26 protein-coding genes, 1 tRNA gene, 1 pseudogene and 1 riboswitch are annotated in these 24,701 nt (G+C 42.0%); of the genes and pseudogenes, 14 read left to right on the top strand and 14 right to left on the bottom strand.

What is annotated here, in order from left to right:
- Positions 1–181: 181 nt before the first annotated feature.
- From GYO_RS28875 to GYO_RS28860, 3 genes are all read left to right on the top strand, one after another.
- A complete protein-coding gene (locus GYO_RS28875; protein ID WP_041520921.1) occupies positions 182–445 on the top strand; it encodes a hypothetical protein in 264 nt (87 codons plus the stop codon).
- A 123-nt stretch (positions 446–568) separates the two neighbouring features.
- Positions 569–1,558 carry a heme o synthase gene (gene cyoE, locus GYO_RS28870; RefSeq protein WP_079288569.1) on the top strand — a complete coding sequence of 330 codons (990 nt, stop codon included), beginning with the start codon at positions 569–571 and terminating at the stop codon, positions 1,556–1,558.
- Positions 1,559–2,566: 1,008 nt separating this feature from the next.
- Positions 2,567–2,761, top strand: a complete 195-nt coding sequence (locus tag GYO_RS28860; RefSeq protein ID WP_014113421.1) for a DUF4177 domain-containing protein — start codon at positions 2,567–2,569, stop codon at positions 2,759–2,761.
- A gap of 44 nt (positions 2,762–2,805) precedes the next feature.
- Here GYO_RS28860 and ybaK read toward each other — a convergent pair whose 3' ends face one another.
- On the bottom strand, positions 2,806–3,288 hold the full coding sequence (gene ybaK, locus GYO_RS28855) for a Cys-tRNA(Pro) deacylase (protein WP_014113420.1): 483 nt from the start codon (positions 3,286–3,288) through the stop codon (positions 2,806–2,808).
- Positions 3,289–3,489: 201 nt separating this feature from the next.
- On the opposite strand from ybaK, the gene GYO_RS28850 reads away from it, so the two are divergent.
- Together GYO_RS28850 and GYO_RS28845 are read left to right on the top strand one after the other, a co-directional pair.
- Positions 3,490–3,885 (top strand): hypothetical protein, encoded by a 396-nt coding sequence (locus tag GYO_RS28850; protein ID WP_041520920.1) that lies wholly within the window; start codon positions 3,490–3,492, stop codon positions 3,883–3,885.
- 267 nt (positions 3,886–4,152) lie between these two features.
- Entirely contained in the window at positions 4,153–4,656 is a 504-nt protein-coding gene (locus GYO_RS28845) for a GNAT family N-acetyltransferase (protein ID WP_014113418.1), read from the top strand.
- Positions 4,657–4,743: 87 nt separating this feature from the next.
- Here the strand turns inward: GYO_RS28845 and GYO_RS28840 are convergent, their stop codons facing one another.
- The 5 genes from GYO_RS28840 to GYO_RS28820 form a co-directional block, all read right to left on the bottom strand.
- Positions 4,744–5,028, bottom strand: coding sequence for a hypothetical protein (locus GYO_RS28840; protein ID WP_014113417.1), 285 nt, complete (start codon positions 5,026–5,028; stop codon positions 4,744–4,746).
- 478 nt (positions 5,029–5,506) lie between these two features.
- On the bottom strand, positions 5,507–6,454 hold the full coding sequence (gene manA, locus GYO_RS28835) for a mannose-6-phosphate isomerase, class I (RefSeq protein WP_014113416.1): 948 nt from the start codon (positions 6,452–6,454) through the stop codon (positions 5,507–5,509).
- Positions 6,455–6,469: 15 nt separating this feature from the next.
- Complete coding sequence (gene manP, locus GYO_RS28830) at positions 6,470–8,422, bottom strand: PTS mannose transporter subunit IIABC (RefSeq protein ID WP_014113415.1); 1,953 nt, start codon at positions 8,420–8,422, stop codon at positions 6,470–6,472.
- A gap of 149 nt (positions 8,423–8,571) precedes the next feature.
- The gene (gene manR, locus GYO_RS28825; RefSeq protein WP_014113414.1) at positions 8,572–10,518 is read right to left on the bottom strand and encodes a mannose transport/utilization transcriptional regulator ManR; all 1,947 of its coding nucleotides are present in this window, start codon (positions 10,516–10,518) and stop codon (positions 8,572–8,574) included.
- 516 nt (positions 10,519–11,034) lie between these two features.
- A complete protein-coding gene (locus tag GYO_RS28820) occupies positions 11,035–11,316 on the bottom strand; it encodes a putative quinol monooxygenase (protein WP_014113413.1) in 282 nt (93 codons plus the stop codon).
- 281 nt (positions 11,317–11,597) lie between these two features.
- On the opposite strand from GYO_RS28820, the gene GYO_RS28815 reads away from it, so the two are divergent.
- A complete protein-coding gene (locus tag GYO_RS28815) occupies positions 11,598–12,761 on the top strand; it encodes a response regulator aspartate phosphatase (RefSeq protein WP_014113412.1) in 1,164 nt (387 codons plus the stop codon).
- A 275-nt stretch (positions 12,762–13,036) separates the two neighbouring features.
- Here GYO_RS28815 and GYO_RS28810 read toward each other — a convergent pair.
- Positions 13,037–13,109, bottom strand: a tRNA-Val gene (locus tag GYO_RS28810).
- 173 nt (positions 13,110–13,282) lie between these two features.
- Here GYO_RS28810 and GYO_RS28805 point away from each other — a divergent pair.
- Both GYO_RS28805 and GYO_RS28800 read left to right on the top strand, forming a co-directional pair.
- A pseudogene (locus GYO_RS28805) lies at positions 13,283–14,472 on the top strand (DUF819 family protein).
- Between the two features lie 70 nt (positions 14,473–14,542).
- A complete protein-coding gene (locus tag GYO_RS28800) occupies positions 14,543–15,085 on the top strand; it encodes a GNAT family N-acetyltransferase (protein ID WP_014113411.1) in 543 nt (180 codons plus the stop codon).
- Positions 15,086–15,117: 32 nt separating this feature from the next.
- On the opposite strand, the gene metC is transcribed toward GYO_RS28800, so the two are convergent.
- Positions 15,118–16,290, bottom strand: a complete 1,173-nt coding sequence (metC, locus tag GYO_RS28795; RefSeq protein WP_014113410.1) for a cystathionine beta-lyase — start codon at positions 16,288–16,290, stop codon at positions 15,118–15,120.
- Complete coding sequence (gene metI, locus GYO_RS28790) at positions 16,283–17,404, bottom strand: cystathionine gamma-synthase/O-acetylhomoserine thiolyase (protein ID WP_041521156.1); 1,122 nt, start codon at positions 17,402–17,404, stop codon at positions 16,283–16,285. Before metI ends, metC begins: the two co-directional genes overlap by 8 nt.
- A gap of 68 nt (positions 17,405–17,472) precedes the next feature.
- A riboswitch (SAM riboswitch) is annotated at positions 17,473–17,596 on the bottom strand.
- 167 nt (positions 17,597–17,763) lie between these two features.
- On the opposite strand from metI, the gene GYO_RS28785 reads away from it, so the two are divergent.
- Genes GYO_RS28785 through GYO_RS28775 form a run of 3 tightly spaced genes read left to right on the top strand, consistent with a single transcriptional unit; the run spans position 17,764 to position 19,465 of the window.
- Complete coding sequence (locus GYO_RS28785) at positions 17,764–18,486, top strand: esterase family protein (RefSeq protein ID WP_014113408.1); 723 nt, start codon at positions 17,764–17,766, stop codon at positions 18,484–18,486.
- A gap of 36 nt (positions 18,487–18,522) precedes the next feature.
- Positions 18,523–19,038, top strand: a complete 516-nt coding sequence (locus GYO_RS28780; protein ID WP_014113407.1) for a YjcG family protein — start codon at positions 18,523–18,525, stop codon at positions 19,036–19,038.
- Positions 19,039–19,042: 4 nt separating this feature from the next.
- On the top strand, positions 19,043–19,465 hold the full coding sequence (locus GYO_RS28775; RefSeq protein WP_014113406.1) for a GNAT family N-acetyltransferase: 423 nt from the start codon (positions 19,043–19,045) through the stop codon (positions 19,463–19,465).
- Between the two features lie 73 nt (positions 19,466–19,538).
- On the opposite strand, the gene GYO_RS28770 is transcribed toward GYO_RS28775, so the two are convergent.
- The gene (locus tag GYO_RS28770) at positions 19,539–19,793 is read right to left on the bottom strand and encodes a hypothetical protein (RefSeq protein ID WP_014113405.1); all 255 of its coding nucleotides are present in this window, start codon (positions 19,791–19,793) and stop codon (positions 19,539–19,541) included.
- 119 nt (positions 19,794–19,912) lie between these two features.
- On the opposite strand from GYO_RS28770, the gene GYO_RS28765 reads away from it, so the two are divergent.
- Complete coding sequence (locus tag GYO_RS28765; RefSeq protein ID WP_014113404.1) at positions 19,913–22,192, top strand: ATP-dependent helicase; 2,280 nt, start codon at positions 19,913–19,915, stop codon at positions 22,190–22,192.
- A gap of 72 nt (positions 22,193–22,264) precedes the next feature.
- On the opposite strand, the gene spoVIF is transcribed toward GYO_RS28765, so the two are convergent.
- The 4 genes from spoVIF to yjcA form a co-directional block, all read right to left on the bottom strand.
- Positions 22,265–22,519, bottom strand: a complete 255-nt coding sequence (gene spoVIF, locus GYO_RS28760) for a sporulation-specific transcription regulator SpoVIF (protein WP_014113403.1) — start codon at positions 22,517–22,519, stop codon at positions 22,265–22,267.
- Positions 22,520–22,651: 132 nt separating this feature from the next.
- Complete coding sequence (locus GYO_RS28755) at positions 22,652–22,810, bottom strand: YjcZ family sporulation protein (RefSeq protein ID WP_014113402.1); 159 nt, start codon at positions 22,808–22,810, stop codon at positions 22,652–22,654.
- Between the two features lie 81 nt (positions 22,811–22,891).
- Positions 22,892–23,098: a protein YjzK gene (gene yjzK, locus GYO_RS28750; RefSeq protein ID WP_014113401.1), complete on the bottom strand. Its 207-nt coding sequence runs from the start codon at positions 23,096–23,098 to the stop codon at positions 22,892–22,894.
- 278 nt (positions 23,099–23,376) lie between these two features.
- Positions 23,377–23,733 carry a sporulation protein YjcA gene (gene yjcA, locus GYO_RS28740; protein ID WP_014113399.1) on the bottom strand — a complete coding sequence of 119 codons (357 nt, stop codon included), beginning with the start codon at positions 23,731–23,733 and terminating at the stop codon, positions 23,377–23,379.
- A gap of 161 nt (positions 23,734–23,894) precedes the next feature.
- Between yjcA and cotV the strand changes: the two genes are divergently transcribed.
- Positions 23,895–24,281 carry a spore coat protein CotV gene (cotV, locus tag GYO_RS28735; protein WP_014113398.1) on the top strand — a complete coding sequence of 129 codons (387 nt, stop codon included), beginning with the start codon at positions 23,895–23,897 and terminating at the stop codon, positions 24,279–24,281.
- 41 nt (positions 24,282–24,322) lie between these two features.
- On the top strand, positions 24,323–24,643 hold the full coding sequence (cotW, locus tag GYO_RS28730) for a spore coat protein CotW (RefSeq protein WP_014113397.1): 321 nt from the start codon (positions 24,323–24,325) through the stop codon (positions 24,641–24,643).
- Positions 24,644–24,701 lie beyond the last annotated feature (58 nt).

Below are 24,701 nucleotides of genomic sequence, written 5' to 3'. Positions count from 1 at the left end.
TTTTGTAACATTAGAGTAACATTTATTTCACATTTGTAATACTATGAGATTTAGAAGTTCTTGTCAATCCTTTTTCAGGGATTTCATCATAAAAAAAATCCGATTTCTCGAATGTACATACACCCAACCTAAACATCAAGAATATGGTAAAAGGAATAAAAAAACTAGGGAGGTTTTCCTCTTGGATTATCCTTTGAATGAACAGACATTTGAACAAATTACACCTTATGATGAAAGACAGCCTTATTATTATCAGCGCCCGAGACCGCCATTTTATCCGCCTTATTATTACCCAAGACCGTTCTATCCGTTTTATCCGCGTCCGCCTTACTATTACCCGCGCCCACGCCCGCCTTACTACCCTTGGTACGGTTACGGCGGAGGATATGGTGGAGGATACGGCGGAGGATATGGTGGAGGATACGGCGGAGGATACGGATACTAAACGCCGTTTACCAAAATGGGGGCAGTCCAGCTCCCCATTTTTTTGTTTTAAAAAATGACAATATCATGACAAATATAGGAAATAATTGTGATTCCATAGCCCTCTTGTTACGATAACAAAAGCATGCAGTTTTGGGGGAGGCGTCTGTTTTTGGAGAATACAAGAGATTCTGCAGCTCTATCTGAAACGAAATACATAAAAGCTTCGAACCGGGTAACAGTTTACGATTTTATCAAACTTGCAAAACCCGGCATTATCATATCAAACTCGATAGCAGCCTTCGGCGGATTTTGGATCGCGTTTGCAAGCGCAGAAAAACCATTAACCGGAATGGCTTTTTTGATGACAATGGTGACAGCAATGCTTGGAACTGCGTTTGTAATGGCTTCCGGCACTGTTTATAACAACTTTTTTGATCGGCATATGGACGCAAAAATGGCACGCACCCGCAGCAGGGCCTCCGTCACAGGGAAAATGCCGCCTGCCATGATCTTAACGTATGGCTCCGTCTTAGGAATCGCAGGCCTTGCAATGCTGTATTCCCTCAATCCATTAACTGCCCTTCTCGGACTGGCTGCCTTTATTTTTTATGCAATAATCTATACAGTATGGGTGAAACGAACCTCTGTGTGGAGCACATTTGTCGGGAGCTTCCCGGGAGCTGCGCCGCCGTTGATGGGGTATTGTGCGGTAACCGGAGACATCAGTATGACTGCAGTGCTGTTGTACGCGATTATGTTTCTGTGGCAGCCCCCGCATTTTTGGGCGATTGGGATCAGACGCAAAGAGGAATATCGGGCAGCAGGCGTCCCGCTCTTGCCGGTTGTAAAAGGAAATCATGTAACAAAAATAAAAATGATTCAATATATTGCAGTTCTGGTACCGGTCACGCTATTATTTCCTTTTTCTCTCGGCACCGGCCATATCAGCCCATTTTATTTCTTAGCTGCCCTGGTTCTCGGAGGCATATGGATCAAAAAAAGCATTCAGGGATTCAAAACGGACGATGACGTCAAGTGGGCAAAGGATATGTTTGTCTACTCGCTCATTTATTTTTGCTTGCTGTTTTTGATCATGATGGTTGATTCATTTGTGATGTTTTTGATCAGATGATGTTATGCAAAAAGAGCCACACATTAATGTGACTCTTTTTTATTTTGAAAAACAGCATCTAATAGAAATGTCACGATCAAAAACACAGCCATGCAAATCAAAAATCGTACGATTTCACTCAAAATCCAGCTATGGGCAATACGCATACCATCGGTTTCTCGGAGGGTTGCGCATATTGAAAAAATCATGAGTATGTTTTTTAAAGTTTCTTTGTTCATGAAATACCATCGCCTTCTTAAAATATTACTGAAATGCAAAATAAATGATGAGGTAAAGTCCAGTCGGATACAAAACATGTCTGCATCGTTGCATGTTTTAATTGAATGATATCCTTGTTTTTTCAGCCAGCCATTTTGCAAAGTTCAGGCAAACAGATGAAAACTGCTTCAGAGAAAAAGCAGATCTTTTGCGATAAACTAAGCAGCGGAAAGCTCGAACCGTCTGCTGCTGTACTCTCGCCTAATGAAAATAAGAACATTAGAATAAGTCAATCGGGAAATGCACTTTTTTCTTAAAGCCGATACAAGAAAAAATAAACCCATAAACGAAAAGACAGCACGTCCCCCAGCTTACTATCGGGTGTTCGCTCTATAAACTCGAACTCTTTTTCCATCATCAGGTATTATAAGCCAAAAACAAACAAAAAAATAGACTTTGTCTTTATCTGCATACAAGGACAGTAAGAGAAATTGTACCGATTATCCATATGATAGTTTGCCTATGTTCATAGATTTGGAAGTCTAGAAAATTGAAACGGAACCCGCTGTCAAGGTTGGTGGAAGCGAGCTGTTGCAGACCTATTTCATTGAAAACTTACGCTTGTTATTGTTGGGGTCATTGCAGAAGCGGAAAAGAATTTCATGTGTTGCACCATTTATAAAGAAGACATTGAGAAAGTGGACACTCGTAAGGCCTTATTTCTATTACAAATTTTACTTTTGCCCTACACCCATGTTTTCGGAACATCCCTCTCACTCTTACGTATACCTTAATAGGAGGGATCAAACGATGAAAGAGTATGAATTCGTAAGAGTTGAACTGAGTACGATGAGAAGAAGGCCTAAAGAAGACTACCAGCAAATCATCCATGACTATGCGAAAAGAGGCTGGACATTCATTCAGATTTTCGCTCCCAGTATAGATGGGTATGGAGCAGCTGCTTATTTTGAGATCATATTTGAAAGAGATGTGGAAAAAGCTTAGTCCATATGACTAAGCTTTTTCGGTTTATCTTCATTGCGTGCCATCTATACAATTTCTGCAAATGCGGCATCGCATGCTTTCGCTAAATCTTGAGGCGCCACCTTTAGCTGCATACCGATTTTCCCTGCACTGACAATGATAAAATCAAGTGTTTTAGCGGCTGCATCAATATAGGTCGGGAACGATTTTTTCATGCCAATTGGTGAACAGCCGCCGCGAACATAGCCAGTTACCCCTAATAATTCCTTCATCGCAATCATTTCTATTTTCTTTTCTCCTATTACTTTTGCTGCCTTTTTTACATCTAATTCTTCTGCAACGGGTACAACAAAGACGTAATAATCTTTTGCTCCTGCTGTTGCCACCAATGTTTTATATACATATTCTGAAGGATAACCGATTTTTTCCGAAACAGAGATGCCATCTACCGGTTGGCCGCCTTCTGTTTTATACCCTAATAACTCATAGGAGATGTTCTGCTGTTTTATCAAACGAACCGCATTTGTTTTTGCCATTTTTTTCGCCATACTTTTCCCCCACTATCGAAAAAAACCTAAATATACTGTGATTAATATATAAATACTATCATCGAAAACAGACATATGCTATTAACCTGCATGTTCAAAAGAGAGAAAAACCTCTAGAAAGCCAAAATACGAAACAAAAAGGAATGAACGACATGTAATAACATACAATTTGTATGAATGTAAAATTAAGGAGTGGTTGCTTTGTATCATTACTATTATGGTCCCGCGTTAATTCCTTACTTTACACATACTCATAACACTCAAAGAAATCCAGACTTTTCAGAAAGACAGCGAAGAAGAGAAATCACACTGAATGTAGATGGCATTATACCGCCATCTTCCTCTGAGGATCTCGGAGACGGCTTTTATTCCTTCGCATGGGCTGGCCAACAGGTAATAGATCCTGGTGAATATCTTGTTTGTCATCTTGAAGGAAGAGATATACAAGTGATTAATGGCGGGTTTACCCCACGTGATACTGCTCCATTGTATGCAATCGCAAGCTTTCCAAGGAGAAGAAACCAATGGGTCATAATCATTCATAACCCTGTTCAAACCCAAAGAGCGATATCGCTTTACTTGATTGCGAAAAGGTAGTACAAAATGTTTTCAGCAGAAACAGAAAAACGGGTAGGAACGCTTTGATATCAGCGCTTTCCTACCCGTTTTGGATTTATGACACTTCCGATCTTTCCCCGTCAAGACAGTGCGAAAGGAAGTTGGTGCCCGTAGAAATTTGGTTTCAATAAAACAATTCATTTCAAATTCAGCTCATGTTCTTCATGTTGTCCAAGAATTTTTGCACCGATAAATATTTCAATATGTTATCATGATTACCAGTTAAAAGAAAAGAGGATTAGATATATGGTTCTTGAAACAAATCGGCTGCTTTTAAAAACGATTGATATTCCCCTTCTTAACGCTGCATCTAAACGAGATCATCAGGCCATTAAAGACCTAGGTTATGAAACAAATGGTGAATGGCCAAATCCTGATTTTTTTGAAGCCATCCCTTATTTCCGCGAGAAATTAGTTAAAAACAATGGAACAAAAGGATTTGATTCATGGATTATTGTAAAGAAGGACAATCATGAAATTGTAGGAGGAACCGGATTTTTAGGTGACCCGGATACGAATGGCATGATTGAAATCGGCTTTGCAACAAATAAAAGCCAACGCCGCAAAGGGTATTGTGTTGAGGCTGCCCAAAAAATAATAAACTGGGCCTTAAGCCAAGATACGGTGAACCATATCACAGCTAGATGTGAACATAACAATTTTGGTTCACAACATATTTTAGAGACCTTAGGGTTTGAATTGGAGCATAAGTCAGAAGATTTTATGCATTGGAGATACGTTACCATGTAAAACAATAAAAAAGCCCATGCAAAGAGATAAAACCCTCCCTCTAAACTGAGAGCGGGTTTTTCTTCAAACAATATTTGTACAGTTTCCTTACTCGTCTTTTCTATCTTTATCGGTATCTTCAGGATCCTCAACTGGATCTTCAGGATCAGGATCATTATCTTTTTCATCATCTTTATTGATGGTATCATCCTCATCGACACCTGGAGCGTTGTTATTGTCAGTATCTTGGTTGTTGCCGTTATTATCTTGATCGTTCTCCTCAACATCCGGAGCATTGTTATTATTATCATTATTATCTTGACCATTATTACAGCCCATTAATACAAAACTCGATAGAAACAACGCACTAACGATTTGCAGCCATTTTTTCATTTCCATCCTCCTTTCTTCTTTTTAATCCCTATAAGTTTGTCCAGCATGTTTACTTTAATTCGTTGCATTCTTATATATTCTTTCTTGAATTCCATCTTTATCATTCCAGCATATCAATTTCTCTTTTTGCGAAAACTAAGTATCGAAACAAAAATCATGATAGAAAGTTGCTCTAAAATGAATCATTTCCGGTGAATAACCGCCGAAACAGAGGGATGATGTGGGTGTCTCTTTTAGGTTGAGGAGCTAGTATAGCTGCAATTGTTTTAAGAAAAAATAACAGCAGAAAAAATGTGTTACAGCCGATTCAAGGTTTAATTAACAACGTTAAACAAAATAATGTAAAACCACGAACTTAAAGAACGTCAGACTTTAAATCGTGAATGCGGGTGGGACTAAAATAAAGGACATAAAAACCCTCCAATTTAAGAAGGGTTTTTCCACATTCAGCAACACTTTAGTCTGCTACATTAAACAATTATAGATGAGAGACAATGCACTCTGCCTGTCCCTCCAGTTTAAATTCTCCAAAACCGTAGGGCAGCAACATATGATCTCCTTTTTTGAAGGTATTGAGATACCCACTGGATATCATTCGGCCTTCCCCTTCAATAACACTGATAAGAAGGAATGGTTTTTGTTGTTGTAGGCTTGCTGATCCTGATAAATTCCACTTTTTTACCGAAAAGTAAGCGCATTCAATCAATGTTGTTGTAAATAACTCCTCTATTTGTTCATGATGAACTGTTTGCCGATCTAGGATAGATGGAACCTCTATCACTTCTATGCTCTTCTCCAGATGAAGCTCGCGCAGCTTGCCTTCTGCATCTTTTCGTTCATAATCATATAATCTGTAGGTTGTATCTGAATTCTGCTGCGTCTCTAAAACGAGAATGCCTTTTCCAATCGCATGAACGGTACCGCTTGGCACATAGAAGAAATCCCCCGGCTTTACCTTTACCCGGCGCAAAAGTTCGTCCCATTCTCCAAGTTCAATCATCGAGATCAGTTCTTCCTTTGTTTTTGCGTTGTGTCCGTAAATGATCTCAGCATCTTTTTCGCAATCAATGATGTACCAGCATTCGGTTTTTCCGAGTTCCCCGTTTTCATGTATTTTGGCGAACTCATCATTCGGATGCACCTGAACGGATAAATCTTGGTCTGCATCTAACATTTTTGTAAGAAGAGGGAAACGGTCCCCTTCAAGATGTCCGAATAAATATCTGTGTTGCTCCCATAATTCGCAGAGCGTAAACCCTTTATACATTCCGTTTTGAACAACGCTTTGTCCATTTTGATGAGCAGCAAAAGCCCAGCACTCCCCCGTTCGTTCTGACGGAATGTTATAGCCGAAAGCAGATAAAGCGGTGCCGCCCCAAATCCTCTCTTTGAAAACAGGCTTGAAAAATAACGGTTCAGCCGTCATGAAAATCCCCCCGCATTACACGATTTCATCCAGTAGCTTGTATACTTCTTCTTTTGTTTGCACGGAGAGCAGCTGCTTCCTATAGCTATCATCCATTAGTTTTCGGGATAACATCTGCAATATTTTCAGATGCTGGTTCCCTCCGCTCTCTTTCGGTACAGCAATCATAAAGATTAATTTTGCATCTGATCCATCCAGGCTGTTCCAGTCAACACCTGATCGTTTGATTCCAAAGGCAACACTCGGCTTCCTGACCGCCTCAGATTTCCCGTGCGGAATTGCGATATTCATGCCAATCGCCGTTGTTCCCTGTTGTTCACGATTCAAAATGGCTTGTTTAAACCCGCTCTCGGACAGCAGCATACCTTTGCGGGACAATGTTTGAATCATTTCATCAATAATGTCATCCCTGGTTTCCCCTGATAAATGTGGTTCAATCAGCTCGGGGCTGATGATGTCTGTCAGTTTTTTGATTTCCGTCATCTCAGCTTTTTGGCTTTCGGCTTGAATCTGCTGCGGTATTTCTTTTGCTGCAGCAGCTTCACTTGGGGGTGCCGCTTCGCTGAGCACAGGGGACGCCGCCGTAATATCCTTTTTTAGTACATTGACGAACAGAGCAGTGACCAGAGATCCCGCCAATACAGCAATAAAAAACATCAAGACATGATCAACTGCACCAAGCACTGCAACGATAGGCCCGCCGTGCGCTACTCTGTCTCCCACATTGCCAATCATCGCTATCACAGAACCCGTCATAGAACCTGCCATAATACTGGGAATGACTCGAAGAGGATCCTGTGCCGCAAATGGAATGGCTCCTTCAGTGATGCCAAAGAGCCCCATCGTAAATGCCGCTTTCCCCATTTCTCTTTGTGACGCCTCGAATTTTCTTTTTCCAAAAAACGTTGCAATTCCAAGGCCAATCGGCGGAATACAAATGGAGACGGCAATTGGCCCCATAATTTCATAATTTCCTTCTCCAATCATGGCCGATCCAAACAGAAATGCCACCTTGTTTACGGGACCGCCCATATCAAATGAGATCATCGCGCCTAAAATCAGTGCCAGAAGGATCGAGCTCGATCCTTTCATCCCCGCCAGCCAAACCGTTAAAGATGTGAAAATTTGAGCTACAGGTGCGCCGATCAAAAACACAAACGCTAAACCTACAATCAGTGATGCAAACACCGGAATGATAATAATTGGCATGATCGGTTGGATTGCTTTTGGCACTTTTAATTTTTTTATCCCAAGTGCAGCATAGCCAGCCAAAAATCCGGCAATGATTCCACCGAGGAAACCGGCGCCGCTTGCGCTGTCATAAAAACTTCCAGTCGCTGCAATATATCCGCCGATCATCCCTGGCACAAGCCCCGGCTTATCAGCGATGCTATATGCGATATAGCCGGCTAAAATCGGAATCATAAATGAAAATGAAGCACTGCCGATCTGTTCAATCGTTTTCCAGAAGGAATCATCCGGAATAACTAAGCCTTTAGGTGTTTTCTCGCCCCCAAGCGTTAATGCAACCGCTATCAATAATCCGCCGACAACAATAAAAGGAACCATAAATGAAACGCCGTTCATTAAATGACGGTAAATCGGATTTTGTTTCTTCTCCTGATGATTACCGGATTCCGATTTTGAAGCGGAACGATAGACCGGTATATCCCCGCTAAGTGCTTTTTGAATCAATTCTTCCGGTTTACGAATGCCGTCCTGAACCCCGACAGACAGCAGTTTTTTGCCTATAAATCGATCTTTGTTTACCGAGCGGTCTGCCGCAATAATGATCGCGTCCGCTTCCTGAATTTCCTCTGCGGTTAGCTCATTTTCTACCCCGACTCCGCCCTGGGTCTCAACCTTGATGCTAACGCCTAATCTGTCAGCTGCTTTTTGCAGATTTTCCGCTGCCATATACGTATGGGCAATTCCGTTCGGACAAGATGTAATCGCTAACAGTTTCATACGAAACCTCCTTTAAAGTGTGAATAACAAGATCTTGTCTCAACTGTATACCGAAATCATGCCGTTAAAATCGCTTTTTTTACCATAAGTTCCGGAAATAACGGCATTTTTCCCTATAAACAAAAAAAGCAAGGAATGCCTCCCTGCTTTTAATAATCCAAATAAGATAAAAATGTCATGACGTTTGTTTCTTTCGTCAGCTTCTGCACGAAGGCCGGCTGCTCACTCAGGTATGAAAGCTCACGAAACAGCTGCTTTGTCATATTTTGATCCTCGTGTTTGACAGCCAGCATAAAAACAAGCGATACTTTCTCATTTCCCCAATCAAGCGGCTCTTTTAATGTGGCAATTGCGATTGCTGATTGTTTGATATATTTAGCGTTCGCATGAGGAATGGCTATGCCTGCCCCAATGTTTGTCGCCGCCATTTTTTCCCTCATAACCGCATGAACCGCGTATTCCTTTTCAACATAGCCTTTCTCAAACAAAGCTGTCGCCAGCTGTTCAATTACCTTATAGCGGTGCTCTGCCTCTTGCTGTAAAAAAACCAAAAAAGGAGTCGTATTGTTCAGCATCTGAAAGGTTTTTTGTTTTTGGCGCTGTGGTTTATCAAGCTGATGCACAAATGCAAGTAATTCCTTCTCATCTGAAGGCTCCAAAAGCGGAGATACAACAATATATGGGATCGTTATATTTTCCAGAGCTATGGTTGAAATGACAAGATCGATATCCTCATGCTGTTTTATGAAGTCCTTTAAATCGGCTTTTGCGATACAGGCCATTACAGCGATTTGATGACATTTCCGTTCAATTTTTGTCCGCAGCAATTGTGACATCCCAATACCCATGTGACAAACGATGATCGCCTTTTTATGTGTATCACTGCTGTGATGCAGCCGTTCGATTGCTGCCTGAAAATGCAGCGTTAAATATGCTGCCTCTTCCTCAGGGATATGAAGATCAAACGTTTGATTGATGTCTTCCAGAACGTCAATGATCAGATGAAACAAATAAGGGTACATCTTTTTGATGTCATTAAGCATAGGATTTGATACAGAAAGATCGTAGCTCAGCCGCTGTAACACTGTATTGAGATGAATATTCAATCCGTTGATCAAATCCTGATCTTTATGAAAATCCAGCATTTTCAGCTCTGAAACACGGTTGATTAAATGCATTACAACCTTTGGAAGCACTGCATTTTCAAGGTTTTCTTCTTTCTGTAATGGATAACGAACTTTCCCGCCCAATATATGTAATGTCAAATACACGGCCTCTTCTTCAGGAAAGCGGATTGCAAAAACCGGTTCAAGCCGTTGTAAACAAGCAAATGTCCATTGATATTCTTTCTTCTTTTTTACTGCTGCCAGTTCTCTTGGAGATATCGAGATCGGCTGCTTCATTTTGATTCGGCGGATCATGAACAATGTATGCAACAGCAAACTCTCAAACGTCTCATCTGTGAAATAAAGCGAATGCTCTTTTTGTAATGATTTGATTTCTTTCGCTACAAAATCTACTTCGTGACTTAAGAACTTACTTTTAATAAATTGGCTAGTAAACTCCGTGTTATCAATCAAATCAGATATTCTTGCCAATGCTTTTCTTTTATTTTTTTCGTTCCCATCAACCTTCAAACCAAGCCGCTGCCTCGAAACCAGCGTGAGGTCAAATCGCTTCAGCCACTCCTCTACCGCACATAAATCCTTTTTAATGGAAGATCGATTAACAAAATGCTGAGCGGCAATTTCTTTTGCAGAAACAGGCTTTAGATTCATTAATAAGTCATAAGCAATGTGCAGCATTCTTTCCTCATCGGTTCGCTGCCTAGAATAAAAATGTTCTGTATGTAATTGTTGGCTTAACCAGGTCCTTTCCTGTTCATCTATATGTAAAAAGACGCCTAACCCTGGTTTCCGAATGAGCTGAGCATGAGAATGTTCATTCAGATAATCCTCGATCGCTTTCAAATCATTCCTGATCGTTTTTTCAGAACACTGTACCCTGTCTGCGAAATCTTGCACAACTAAATAGTCATCAGGTTCAGATAACAACAGATACAAAATCTCTTTTTGCCTTGTATTCATGTTTTTCATCTGTTTTTCTATCCTTCCTGTCAATATCCACTTGAACAAATAGATAGTATAAGTATATTATAAATGTAACCGTTTACATTATAACGTAAAATCATAGATTCAAAAGTTTCGTTTTTTACCGAAGGTTCCGGAAAAAAGGTTTTTTATGTTATTAGAGTGTTCTATGATCAAGTACGTTACCCGCTTCCCATTCCCATTTAATAGAATAAGAAACGCTCAGACACGTAATGGTCCACCGCTATTCTCCGCCTTAATACGACTAAGTCAACGCAAAAAAACGGCTAGAAACGTGATAACGCTTCTAACCGCCGTGTATGATTCCGACTGGGCTCGAACTAGCGACCTCTCCCCTGTCAAGTTAGTTGATGCCTTTTGAACAAGTATATTCGATTCTGACCAGCCCTATAACTTCAAGGCTATTGAATTGTACATCTGATGACTTCTGAATGAAAAGGATGATTGTTGATAGAGTTGGACAACAAACTGCCAACTTTATCTCTCTTTTTAAAAAGCCTTTTAATCATTCACATTGCTTTTCATTAACCATTCTACTTCCGTTAATTCTTGTTGTTGAACGTCTTTTGTGTGTTTTTTCGTGAAATGGGTTTTCACAGCTTCTTCGTTTTCCCAAATCTCCCAAAGCATTATTTTACGTTCTGATGGATCAAGCGGATAAGCATGGAATTTGATACACCCTTCTTCTTTGTTCGTTTCTTCCTCAAGTTTTTTGAATTCCTTCATTATTTCATTAAGGTCTTTATCACTGATGATTTTTAAGCATGCCGTTATGTAATGCATCGAAATTGCCCCTCTTCATATCATTTTATGGCTTTTCATTATAACATTTTCTTGAAAAATGTAGATATCATTTATAAATCATTAAACGACATTGGGAGCCTTTTAGACCAACTTTCTATAATTCTAAAGCAAGCTAAAGGGTCCGTATCAGATGTCCTTATTTATGCTTATTCTGACCTTTATTTCAGTCTGAATAGAAAGTTTTTTCGAAAAATGGTTCTATTAGAGTGTGCCCTTGGTGGTATAATATTAAATATATGTAAATAAAAGGAGGTATTTGATTGTCTGTTTCGGATTTAATACCATATCATTATGTAACTACAGACATTAATCATTGGTATGTTGTCATAAAGCAGGGTCGAGTTGAGAAAGCAAAAGAAATGAAACAAAAAGTTGAAAAAGAATTCGATATGATGGAGAAAAATGAAAAAGTAGCAGTCTATCTCCAGCTATTAAAGCTACGGCACGAAATAATGCTGTCGTATCTCGAACCTGACTCTGTTAAAAATATAGATGGTGTTTATTCTGATCTCAAAAAGACAAGGGAAAATATGGCCCCTGAATCCCTCACGAATACAATAGAGTTCTATTATAATTTTTTTACCGGCATGTATCATTTTAGAACGAGAGATTTAGTTATTGCTTTAACATATTATCGCGAAGCAGAAAAATATCTTGATTTATTAGATGAAAACGCAAATACAGATAAGGCAGAGTTCTATTTCAAAGTGTCTGAAGTCTATTACTATATGAAAGAGACTCATTTTTCAATGAATTATGCTCAGCGAGCATACTCTATATTTAAGGAGCAAAAAGATGCTCAGGGTAACCTTACATATGGCAAAGAAATGGTCCAATGTCAATTTGTTATATTTGGGAATTGGCTAGACAAAATGTGTTATGAGGATGCTTTAGAAACAGCTGAAAAAGCTTTAAAAGATGCCCTAGAAATAGGGGAGCAACATTTAATTGGTTCAGCTCATTTTAATGTGGGGTTATGTTATAATAACCTTGAAGAACTTGACAATGCTGAGAAACATTTTCAAATCGCCTATGAAATTCATAAGGATCGAAAGCACATTTATGAGTCCAAAGCGATTTTTAATCTTGCATATGTCAAAGCAAAGAAGAATGATGTAAAGGCTGCATTAGAATTATACCAGGAAGGTCAGAAGGTTGCTGCTCGACACAACAACCAGGAAGTAACCGAGAAATTAAAACTGGTTAAAGGTCTTTATTTATCATTTGACTTACAAACACTTAGAGAAGTGTTCAAGTTCTTCAAAGAGAAAAACCTTTATGGTGATATGGAAGAATACGCTGTTGCTGTTGCTGATTTTTTGACCAACAAAGAAGACAGACATGATGCGGTCGATTTTTATCAAATGGCAATTGAAGCACGTAAACAAATTCAAAGGGGGAAACATTTAAATGAAAAAATGTAAAATTGCAATTTGTTTAGCGCTCTTGCTTGGCATTGTTGGAGTATCCAGCGCTTCATACGCTCTTTCTGAGCAGTCCACTTATAAGGTCGCAGATAGAGCAGCAACTTAATATGATATTGAAATAACCCCATTTTGGACTTTAGAAATGGGGTTTTTATTTTATCTTCTCAACTCAATATTATTCCTAGGTTTTCATTTAAATCATATACTGCATTAATAAAACCGACAGCCCCTATAAAAAGTAAAAAACCCTTGCTGTGCAAGGGTTTAAGCTATGATTCCGACTGGGCTCGAACCAGCGACCTCTACCCTGTCAAGGTAGCGCTCTCCCAGCTGAGCTACGGAATCATGATATGTATGTGTTGCTGGGTATGTTGTTGTCTTTCTGACAAGTTCTATTATATAACCTTCCCTTCTATTCGTCAACTGCTTTTTTAGAAAAACTTTTTTTCGGACTTGCTGTTCCGTTCCCCGGCTATTATAATATGTCTTAATTTTCTAACAATAGGAGTGATGGGGTTTTGCATTCTTTGATTTCTTCTGATGATGTTTGGGTATTGTGGGGATTTATTGCGGTGTGGGCGGCAGTGAGCATCGGGCTGGAGCAGCGCTTTAAGTGGGCGTCCGCTGTGTCGGGTGCTATCATTGCGCTTTTAGGTGCTATGGTGTTTACAAATATAGGAGTGCTTCCTGTTGAGTCGCCTGTGTATGATACTGTGTGGGCTTATGTGGTGCCCCTGGCGATTCCCCTTTTGCTGTTTCAGATCAATGTGCGGCAGATTTTTAAGGAAAGCAGGCGTTTGCTGTTTATATTTCTGATTAGCTCCGCTGGAACTGTGCTCGGCAGCATCCTTGCTTTTTTTCTACTCAAACAGCATATTCCTTATTTAGATAAAATCGGCGGGATGATCAGCGCCTCTTATATCGGCGGCGGGATCAATTTTGCGGCGATGGCGGCAAAATTTGAGACACCGGGGGAATATGTGTCAGCTACCGTTGTGGCTGATAATGTTATGATGGCGCTTTTGTTTTTTATATTAATCAGCATTCCTGCAGTTAAATGGTTTCAGCGGCATTATGCTATGCCGTTTGAAGAAAAAGTAAAAGCCGATGGAAAGAGCGGAAACAGTGCAGAAAGCTATTGGAAACGGAAGGACATTTCCTTAAAGGATATCGCTTTTAATGCCGGTGCTGCTTTTGCGCTTGTTGCAGTTAGTGTGAAGATTTCCGGCTTTTTTAAAAGCCTTTTTTCTCATCCCCTTTTGACCGGAACGCTTGGCGATCAGTATCTGATGCTCACGTCTTTAACTGTTCTTATCATTTTTCTATTCCCTCGTTTTTTGAAAGGCTTAATGGATCTCAAGAGCTTGGAACCTTTTTGATATATTTGTTTTTTGTGGTGATCGGCATTCCTGCAGATCTGCGCTTAATCGTTACCAATGCGCCTTTTATTCTATTATTTGTGTTTATCATTGCGATTAGCAATTTAACTGTTTCCTTAGCCGTCGGAAAATTGTTCCGCGTGCGGCTTGAAGAAATTCTGCTCGCTGTCAACGCTGCTGTCGGGGGGCCTACGACCGCAGCTGCGATGGCAATTGCCAAGGGATGGCGGGAACTTGTCGCCCCGATCATGCTTGTTGGTACGCTCGGCTACTTAATTGGGAACTATGTCGGCACCTTTATGGGAAACTGGTTTTCTTCTTTCTTATAAAAAGGATTTTTACAGTTTCCTCAGAATAATGTAAGAGGAATGCTGACATGAGAACGGAGAGATCACTGATATGTTAAAAGGAAAAAACATCTATGTAAGACCTTTAGAAGTAAAGGATGCGGAAGAAAATCTGCGACTGCAAAGCGAAAATCAGGACTTCTTTGAACAGTTCTCCATGATACGCGCAGACGATTACTATACGGTTGAGGGGCAAAGAAAAAGAATAGCAGAGTATCAGCAAAGACTGGAGGAAGATGAAGAGTATCATTTCGGCATTTTCGCTGCGTCAGACAATACATTAATCGGGACGGTTTCGCTCTTTCAAATCATCCGCGGGGCGCTGCAAACTGCGTTCATCGGGTATTTTTTAGACAAAGCCCATAATGGAAAGGGCCTTATGACAGAGACCGTCAAATTGATTGTTGATTTTGCGTTTCACGAATTGAAACTGCACCGTATTGAAGCCGGTGTGATGCCCCGCAATCTCGGGTCCATGCGTGTATTGGAAAAAGCGGGATTTCATAAAGAGGGCATCGCCCGGAAAAATGTGAAAATCAACGGCGTTTGGGAGGATCATCAAGTCCTCGCGATTCTGAATCCTGATGATGAATAACAAAAGAAGCCGGGGCCATCCCCGGCTTCTTTTTAACGAATCGCCACTGGCGCAATTTCTTTCAGCGCTTGTGCGAAATCACGTTCTAAATCGTCTGCATGTTCGACTCCCACGCTAAGACGGAGCAGGCCGTCTGTGATGCCGCGTTTTTCACGCTCTTCCTTAGGCATTGCCGCGTGAGACATCGTTGCCGGATAAGACAAAATCGATTCCACGGCGCCGAGGCTTACAGCAAAGACCGGAAGTGATACATTCTCTACTAATTTCTTAACGGCCTCTTTGCTTTCAAGCTCAAAAGATAGCACGGCGCCCGCTCCCGTTGACTGGCTTTTATGGATTTCAGCGCCCGGATGATCAGCCAGCCCCGGATAATACACGCGCTTCACCGCCGGATGCTTCTGGAAAAATTCCGCAAGCCGCTCAGCTGTTTGACTTGCTTTTTCTAAACGGACCTGCAATGTTTTTAATCCGCGCAGCACAAGCCAGCAATCTTGCACGCCAAGGACGGCGCCGAACGAGTTTTGCAGCTTATACAGCTGCTTCCCAAGCTCTTCATCCTTTACAGCAGCCAGGCCTGAGAGCACATCACTGTGTCCGCTCAAGAACTTTGTTGCACTGTGAAGCACAATATCCACACCGAGATCAAGCGGACGCTGCAGTGCAGGTGTCATGAATGTATTGTCCAGAAAGGTCAAACAGCCGTTTTCTTTTGCAAGCTGAACAACCGCTTTAATATCAGTAATCCCAAGTGTCGGATTTGACGGTGTCTCCATATAAATGACCTTTGTATTCGGCTTGATATTCCGCGCCACTTCGTTACTATCCGTCATATCAACAAACGTGTGCTCAATGCCAAACCGGGTCAGCACCTCTGTTACCATGCGGAAGGTTCCGCCATATACATCTTCTGTCACAAGAACGTGATCACCCTGTGACAGCAATAAAAATGCTGTTGAGATCGCAGCCATGCCTGAACTGAAAGCAAATCCTCTCGTTCCGCCTTCCAGTGCGGCAATTGTTTCTTCGAGCGCTGTTCTTGTCGGCGTTCCTGAGCGGCTGTAATCATACGCGCCAAACTCTTCAAATGAAGATTGGTGAAAAGTTGATGCGTGCTGAATCGGTACACTAACCGCTCCTGTTGTGCCATCTGTTTTAAATGGATTGTGCACGAGCTGGGTTTCCAGCGTCCAATTGTGATTACTCAAATGAAACAGCTCCCTCTTTGACCTGACATAACGCCTGTTTTAAGTCTTCTTTTAAATCTTCTGCATGTTCAATTCCGACTGAAAAACGCAGCAGACGATTGCAGACTCCGTTTGAGATGCGGATTTCTTCAGGAATATCCATGTGTGTCTGTGTGGCAGGGTATGTAATAAAGCTCTCCACCCCGCCGAGGCTTTCTGCAAAACAAATGGTCTTCAGCGCTTTTAAAAATGGGTTAACCCACTCTTCTTTCTGCAGACGGAAGGACAGCATGCCGCCTTTTCCGGGATATAGTACATCAGAAATTTCTTCCTGCTCTTCTAAAAACGCCGCAAGCTCCTGCGCGTTTGCCTGATGCTGGCGCATTCTGAGGCTCAGCGTCTTCATTCCTCTCATCAGAAGCCACGAATCAAACGGAGGCAGGACGGCGCCGATCGCATTTTGGTGTTGAAACATTTCCTCACCAAGCTGCCCATCCTTTACAACGACAAGTCCCGCAAGCAGGTCGTTATGCCCGCCTAAATACTTGGTTGCACTGTGAATCACAATGTCGGCTCCCAGCTCAAGCGGCCTTTGCAAGACCGGTGTATAAAATGTATTATCAACGATCAGCAGAAGACCGTACTCTTTTGTGATCCGGGCGATCTTTTCAATGTCCGCCTCCTGCATGAGCGGATTTGTCGGTGTTTCCACAAACACCGCTTTTGTATTCGACGTAATCTTAGAGCGTAAACAGTCCTCATCGCTGAAATCATCGTAATGAAAGGTCAATCCGTATTTTTTCCATTCATTTTCAAACAGACGGTATGTGCCGCCATATAGGTCCGATGAAACGATCAGTTCATCTCCGCTTTTAAACAGCGCCATAATCGTTTGGATGGCAGCCATTCCCGAACTGAAGGCAAGCCCTCTCGCTCCGTTTTCTAAGCTGGCGATCGCGTCCTCAACAAGCTGGCGTGTCGGATTTTTTGTGCGGACATAATCAAATCCGGTAGATTCTCCGATTCCTCTGTGGCGGTATGCTGTTGATAAATAAATAGGAGGACTCACTGTTCCCGTTACTTCGTCGCTTCGGTTTCCAATTTGGGCTAATTTCGTTTCAACGTGCTGTGACATATAGCTGACACCTTCCCTTTTCAAAATAAAAAACCCCTTCCTCATAAGAAGAAGGGGTTTAACGCTTCTTCTTATCTTCCAAGCATAAAAAACGCTTGCTGGATTTAGCACCTTGGCGTTTTGCACATAATGCAAAACAAGCCGGTTGCTGAGGTTTCTAAGGGCCAGTCCCTCCACCTCTCACGATAAGAAATATCGATTTCAATTTTCTGATTGTTTTATATTAGCGCAATTTGCAGTTTATTTCAACACTTTTTTCTTCGAGTTCCGAACAGTTTAAAGAGAGAAATTTCTAATAATTCATGGTACAATAATGGAAAACAGCAAGAAAGTCTAGTGATGTCCTGGAGGAATGTATTATGGCACCGAAAAACGGCACAGTGCAAGAAAAGAAATTCTTTTCAAAAGAGCTTAACGAGGAAATGACATTGCTCGTTTATCTGCCGTCCAACTACTCCCCGCTTTATAAATACCATGTCATTATCGCGCAGGACGGCCACGATTATTTCAGGCTGGGGAGAATCGGCAGACAGGTCGAAGAATTGCTGTCCAAGCGAGAAATAGACCGGAGCATTATTATCGGTGTTCCTTATAAGGATGTAAAAGAGCGCAGAAAAACCTATCATCCGGAAGGCTCAAAATTTTCGGCGTATAAACGGTTCATCGCCCATGAGCTCGTTCCGTTTGCGGATGACGAGTATCCAACCTATCAAGTCGGCTACGGTCGGACGCTGATCGGTGATTCTCTCGGAGCGACCGTTTCTCTTATGACAGCGCTTGATTATCCGAATATGTTCGGAAACATCATCATGCAGTCTCCCTATGTTGACAAACATGTATTGGGAGCTGTGAAACAGTCAGACGATATCAAACACCTCTCTATTTATCACCAAATCGGAACAAAAGAAACTGACGTCCACACGACAGACGGAAACATTCTGGACTTTACAGAACCGAATCAGGAGCTGAAACAGCTGCTGGAGGAGAAGCTTTCCGATTATTATTTTGAATCATTTGACGGAGATCACAAATGGACATACTGGCAGCCGCTCATCACGCCGGCGCTGAAAAAAATGCTTTGATATTCTATCATACTTTATTTCCAGGAGGGACATAATATGAAATACGGAATCGTTTTATTTCCATCAAAAAAACTCCAAGACCTTGCGAACTCTTACAGAAAGCGCTATGATCCGAGCTATTCCCTGATCCCGCCCCATTTGACGCTGAGAGCATCGTTTGAATGTAAAGAGGAGAAAGCGGATCAGCTTGTATCACATCTGAGAAACATCGCAAAGGAGTCCCATCCGATCGTTCTCAAAATGACAAAATACAGCTCATTTGCGCCTGTCAATAATGTCATTTACATCAAAGCAGAGCCGACGGAAGAATTAAAAACACTCAATGAAAAGTTATACACCGGTGTGTTGGCTGGTGAACAGGAATATAATTTCGTTCCGCATGTGACGGTCGGCCAAAATCTTTCCGACGATGAGCATTCAGATGTGCTGGGACAATTAAAAATGCAGGAAGTGTCGCATGAAGAAATCGTTGATCGTTTCCACTTGCTTTACCAGCTAGAAAACGGATCGTGGACAGTATATGAAACCTTCTTGCTAGGCGGAGGAGAATAATCGTTTGGAAGCAGTTATCGCAAAAAATGAAGAACAAATGAAAGATGCATTTTATGTAAGAAAAGAAGTCTTTGTCAAAGAACAAAACGTACCTGCTGAAGAAGAAATTGACGAACTTGAAAATGAGTCGGAGCATATCGTCGTGTATGACGGCGGAAAGCCTGTCGGCGCCGGAAGATGGCGAATGAAGGACGGCTACGGCAAGTTAGAGCGGATTTGCGTATTGAAAAGCCACCGCTCCTCCGGTGTCGGCGGCATCATTATGAAGGCACTCGAAAAAGCGGCGGCAGACGGCGGCGCTTCCGGTTTCATTTTAAACGCGCAAACGCAGGCTGTGCCGTTTTACAAGAAACATGGGTATCGCGTGCTTTCTGAAAAAGAATTTCTCGATGCCGGCATTCCCCACTTACAAATGATTAAAGACTAAACAGCATCCGGGTCTATTGAGATCCGGATTTTTCCCGCACATAAAAAACCGTTCTCTTGATGTGAACGGTTTTTTATACATATCGATTAATATAAGTGCCCATTCCTTTTTCTCGCAAACTCTTATAAAGAGAGCGCTTACGTTTTGTCTTGTTTACTTTTCTTTCAGCGGCCGTTTGATTCTCCTGCTGCTTTTCAAGTTCCTTGTATACCCGCTGAAACGAGACATAGTTGATTTTTTCGGTTCCGGCGTAATCCTGCTTATGTCCAATCGTTCTATTTGCATATTGAGCGTATTGCTGGTTCTGAATTTGACCTGCATATATCATACAATACCCACCCTTCTGCTGTCTCTTTTCCCTTAAACTTACTTTTTGAAACACGTTTCTTTTGATATGATAGTCTTTGTCTGTAATGAACACCTTTTTTTGATTGGGAGGATCCCTGTTTGAAATGCGCCCGACTGAATGATCGAACTATACATTTACATACATATTCGAGAGAACATTACCAATTCCTCTTTGAAGAAGGAATAAAAGGACATTTATTTTGTTCTCATTGCGGAAAACCCGTTTTGTTAAGGCTCAATATCGCCGATCCGCCGGAGTTTATCCACCGCCAGCCAGGCCATTTTCCGGATTGTGAGGAGGCCTGCGAAACGAAACCCGCTAAAGAGGAGAAAAATGAAGACGATCAGGAATCCGGTGTCTTTCGTTTGCCCAAGGGAAAAGCGATCGCTGCTGAATCGTCTCCAGCTGTAACTGAATGGAAGCGGCCGAGAAGCATTAAACCCGGAACACCATTTGTTCAAAAAACAATAGAACCTGATACGAATCTATTTCCGTCTGTCGGCTTGAACACGGATCAGCTGAAAGCTGTCACGGAAACGGAAGGCCCACTGCTAGTGCTTGCAGGTGCGGGAAGCGGGAAAACACGGGTGCTAACGGCTCGCGCCGCCCACATGATTGAACACTTAGACATACCGCCGGAAAACATGCTGCTTGTCACCTTTACGACAAAAGCCGTCGCCGAAATGAAAGAGCGTATGGCGAAGCAGTACGGTTTACAGCCTGCAAAAGTGAGAAGACTTGTCACCGGAACATTCCACAGCTTGTTTTATAAGATTTTGTATCACTATGATTCTGCTAAATGGAACGGCGAGCATCTGCTGAAAATGGAGTGGCAGCGGGAACAATATATCAAAAAAGCACTCTATGAAGAAGGTATAGATGAGAAAGAGTTCCCTGTTGATCAGGCCCTGCAGCAGATCGGTTTCTGGAAAAACACTTATGTGCCGAATGAACGCATCCCTTTACAAGATGAGTGGGAAAAACAAGTCTATCGATTATATGAACATTATGAACGCCAGAAAAAAGAGCACAACCAATTTGATTTTGATGACATGGCTTCAGCCTGCTATGAATTGTTTATCGATCGGCCGGATCTTCTGGAACAATATCAATCTCGGTTTACTTATATCTTAATTGATGAGTTTCAGGACATTAACCCGGTTCAATATAAAATCATGCAAATGCTGGCAAGCCCGGAGCAAAACCTGTGCTGCGTCGGTGACGATGACCAGTCTATCTACGCATTCCGCGGAAGCAATCCGTCTTTTATTCTTGATTTTCAAAAGGATTACCCTGGAGCGAAGACGATCTATTTAACCGCGAACTACAGGTCTACGCACCCGATCGTCTCCAGTGCTGATATCGTCGTGAAAAAGAATAAAAACAGGTATGCCAAAATGCTTGAAGCGGCGCGTGATGACGTCCAGGTCCCTGTGCTGTTTTATCCTTATGACGAAGAGGAAGAAGCAACAATGGTCGTTTCCGATATCAAAGAAAAAATTCAAAACGGGGCAAGCCCTGAAGACTTTGCAGTTCTCTACCGCACAAACAGCGGAGGCCGTGCTATATATGAGAGGCTTCATCAATCGTCAATTCCGTATACAGCAGACCGCGGCGTCCAATCGTTTTACAGCAGACGGATCGTCCGCCAGATTCTCGCATACTTGTACGCCAGCCAAAATGAGGATGACACTGAGGCGATTAAGCACTTGCTGCCAGCCTTGTTCTTAAAACAGTCCGCTTTGAACACGCTGAAGGCGCTCTCGATTACCGAGGACTGCTCCATGATTAAAGCGCTGGCCAAACTGCCTGATCTAAAGCCATTCCAGCTGGACAAAATCAAGAAGATCGTACCGTTTTTCGCAAGCCTCCGCACAATGAAGCCGGTGGAAGCGATCACCTTTGCAGAAGGAAAAATGGGCTTCTCCGAGTATTTAAAAAAACGGGGCAATGAGAGCAACAAGCTGGAAAAAGGATCCGATGACCTGCGTGACATCAAGGTCGTCGCCAAGAAGTTCAAAACGATTCCTGATTTTCTCGCCCACGTAGACCATATGAGAGCCGCTGAGAAAAACAGAACGGATGAAAATGGCGTTCAGCTGATGACCATTCACCGGTCAAAAGGGCTTGAATTCAAAACCGTCTACGTGTTAGGCACGGTAGATGGCTCGATTCCGCACGATTTCTCATTAGAAACAGCGAGAAAAGGAGATGAAGCTCCTCTTGAGGAAGAAAGACGCCTTTTATATGTCGCCATGACCCGGGCCAAACAGCATTTATATTTGTCTTGTCCCGCAAACAGGCGCGGCAAAACGGCCCACCGTTCAAGATTTTTATATCCTCTTTTACAGCAAGCAAGACATCCCTTGCATAACTAACAGTCCGGCAGTGATCTGCCGGGTTTTTTCTATAAAAAAGGCCCGCTGAAATGAGTCAGCCAGGCCCTCTGCTTATTTATTATCCAACATTTTAGAAATCGTACCAAAATCAAGCTTTTCTTTTCCGCTTGTAATGGACTGAACAATCTTATCTTCTAATTCTTTCGGCACGCGTCTGTTTGCCAGCTGCGCTACGCGCTTAATGACACTGCGGACTGTGTTTTCGTCTTTAAAATTGGCGTTTTGAAGGGAACCGGCAAGATTCATGACATCCTGCATATTGACACCTGTTTTCTTTTCGATGTTCTTAAAAAATTGATTATCCATAATACGCCTCCTTTTGGCGGAGTGATACAGTATTGTATGAATACCCATTGTTCAATGTGCTTTTTCCAAAAATAAAAAATGAACACAAGGCAAGGAAGTACGGGACATCACCCGTACTTCCCTCAATAAACCTTAGAAGTTATAAAAAGATGCACCCACGATGATAAGGAGAATGAACAATACGACTAAAAGAACAAATGTTGAACCATAGCCGCCGCCGTAACCGCCAGCATAACCGCCGCCATAGCCGCAGCCGCCGTAGCCTCCTCCGAATCCGTATCCAAAGCCCATAGATAAGCACCTCCTTTACTCTCTATACACTATGTGTGCAGCCTTAATCGGCTTGGATATTCGCATAGGGCGTTTGCGGATTTATGATTGTTCGTACTGAGCCTTGTGTTTTTTGAGCAAGGCTTCAGTTTTTTCAGCCAGTTCTTCAATCTCCTCTTCAAACGCCAAACCGGCTTCATCAAATGCATCCAAGTCTTTTCTGATACTGCTCATAGTGTCTTCATGCTCTTTTTGCTTTTGTTCGTGAGTTTCATATCTCCCGTCAATCCATTTTTCAAACTCATTCACTGGCATCCCCCCACTCATGATATATGCTGAGTGAGACCGCTCCGTTAAAAACAAAAAACCGGAAATCTCCGGTTTCTTTGCCAGGTTATTGAGGTTTTTTCTTTTTCTTTCCGCACCCGCAGCCTTTCTTTTTGATCTTTTTTGATTGAGACGATGAATCCGTATATGGAGTTTTTTGGGAAGGTTTATTGATTTGATTCATTATGGTCCCTTCCTTTCCTTATGTCATATATGCTACTTTATGCGGATGCTAGTGAAAAGTTGCTGGTGGGAACGCCTCATTCCTGCAGCCATTTTGATACAAGTGTTTCAATAATACCGGCAAGACCGGCGATCGCCAGAAGTAAAATCAGCCACTGGGCAATTTGCGGGATTAATGCCTGGCATAAAATCAAAAAGCCGGCGCACCACACGCCTGTGCACCAATAGCAGCTCAGCAATTCACCAATAAACGCCCTTACCCCCGTTCCCTTAATGACGATATACGTTTCAATGTTCCCGTCTGCATCCTTTTCCTCCTTCTCTTCATGAAACAGGCTGCGAAGCGGCGCCATAATCGTGTCAAACACCAGCAGCCGAGCGAGCCGAAAGACCGCAAGCGAAAGAAGAACAATTGTCAGCCCATTAATAACCACTTGTTCACTCCTTTTCCCAATCATGATCCCTTTCACATATATGCCAAAACCCTATTCTTCATGAATTGTATCTTGTCCGGTGGAAAATTGGTTATTTTTATTATTCCGCTCTGCACCCCATTTGCATTATATAGAGTATGGATAAGAAAGGAGTGAAGGTTATGTCGTTTGAAGAAGAAGTTGAATCCCTGCACCCTGCAATATTTGAGCAATTATCAAGCGAATTCGAACAGCAGATCGAAGTCATTGATTGCGAAAATATCACAATAGATACATCACATATAACATCTGCCCTTTCTATACAAGCCTTTGTGACAACCATGATTATCCTGGCGACTCAGCTCGTCATCGCCGACGAGGATTTGGCTGACGCAGTGGCAAGTGAAATTCTTATTCTGGATAACTCCCAAATCAAAAAAAGAACCATTATTAAAATTATCAACAGCCGAAACATTACAATTACTTTGTCTGCCGACGAGATAATAACCTTTGTACAAATCTTGCTTCAGGTGTTAAACAGCATTCTCAATGAACTTGACGTCCTTTAACCCTTTCTTTTTCACAAACTTAAAAGTCGAGGTGAAAACAAATGTCAGACAACGATAAAATCAAAGAAGAGCTTGCTAAGCTTCCGGAAGTTGATCCGATGACGAAAATGCTGGTCCAAAATATATTTCTTAAACATGGTGTTACGAAAGACAAAATGAAAGAAGTATCAGACGAAGAAAAAGAAATGCTCTTGAATCTGGTAAAGGATTTGCAGGCTAAATCAGAAGCATTAATTGAAAACCAAAAGAAGAAGAAAGAAGAATCGGTGCAAGAGCAAAAGAACGCAAAACCGCTAAGCCGCAGAGAACAGCTAATTGAACAGCTCAGACAAAGACGGCAAAATAATAACAATTCAAATTAATCATAAAAAATAGGGCGCTTCATCAAGATATATGACTCAGTCAAAGTAAGAGGCTCGC

The sequence above is a fragment of the Bacillus spizizenii TU-B-10 genome, assembly GCF_000227465.1.
Classification (GTDB): domain Bacteria; phylum Bacillota; class Bacilli; order Bacillales; family Bacillaceae; genus Bacillus; species Bacillus spizizenii.
Note: the sequence above shows the minus strand (reverse complement) of the source record. Positions and strands in the feature narration are given on the sequence as shown.

Bases quoted from the DNA above. Each gene is read 5' to 3' on its own strand.
- cyoE (WP_079288569.1), top strand. From the start codon at position 569: ATGCAGTTTTGGGGGAGGCGTCTGTTTTTGGAGAATACAAGAGATTCT.
- GYO_RS28860 (WP_014113421.1), top strand. From the start codon at position 2,567: ATGAAAGAGTATGAATTCGTAAGAGTTGAACTGAGTACGATGAGAAGA.
- ybaK (WP_014113420.1), bottom strand. From the start codon at position 3,288: ATGGCGAAAAAAATGGCAAAAACAAATGCGGTTCGTTTGATAAAACAG.
- GYO_RS28845 (WP_014113418.1), top strand. From the start codon at position 4,153: ATGGTTCTTGAAACAAATCGGCTGCTTTTAAAAACGATTGATATTCCC.
- GYO_RS28840 (WP_014113417.1), bottom strand. From the start codon at position 5,028: ATGAAAAAATGGCTGCAAATCGTTAGTGCGTTGTTTCTATCGAGTTTT.
- manA (WP_014113416.1), bottom strand. From the start codon at position 6,454: ATGACGGCTGAACCGTTATTTTTCAAGCCTGTTTTCAAAGAGAGGATT.
- manP (WP_014113415.1), bottom strand. From the start codon at position 8,422: ATGAAACTGTTAGCGATTACATCTTGTCCGAACGGAATTGCCCATACG.
- manR (WP_014113414.1), bottom strand. From the start codon at position 10,518: ATGAAAAACATGAATACAAGGCAAAAAGAGATTTTGTATCTGTTGTTA.
- GYO_RS28820 (WP_014113413.1), bottom strand. From the start codon at position 11,316: ATGCATTACATAACGGCATGCTTAAAAATCATCAGTGATAAAGACCTT.
- GYO_RS28800 (WP_014113411.1), top strand. From the start codon at position 14,543: ATGTTAAAAGGAAAAAACATCTATGTAAGACCTTTAGAAGTAAAGGAT.
- metI (WP_041521156.1), bottom strand. From the start codon at position 17,404: ATGTCACAGCACGTTGAAACGAAATTAGCCCAAATTGGAAACCGAAGC.
- GYO_RS28785 (WP_014113408.1), top strand. From the start codon at position 17,764: ATGGCACCGAAAAACGGCACAGTGCAAGAAAAGAAATTCTTTTCAAAA.
- GYO_RS28780 (WP_014113407.1), top strand. From the start codon at position 18,523: ATGAAATACGGAATCGTTTTATTTCCATCAAAAAAACTCCAAGACCTT.
- GYO_RS28770 (WP_014113405.1), bottom strand. From the start codon at position 19,793: ATGATATATGCAGGTCAAATTCAGAACCAGCAATACGCTCAATATGCA.
- spoVIF (WP_014113403.1), bottom strand. From the start codon at position 22,519: ATGGATAATCAATTTTTTAAGAACATCGAAAAGAAAACAGGTGTCAAT.
- GYO_RS28755 (WP_014113402.1), bottom strand. From the start codon at position 22,810: ATGGGCTTTGGATACGGATTCGGAGGAGGCTACGGCGGCTGCGGCTAT.
- cotV (WP_014113398.1), top strand. From the start codon at position 23,895: ATGTCGTTTGAAGAAGAAGTTGAATCCCTGCACCCTGCAATATTTGAG.
- cotW (WP_014113397.1), top strand. From the start codon at position 24,323: ATGTCAGACAACGATAAAATCAAAGAAGAGCTTGCTAAGCTTCCGGAA.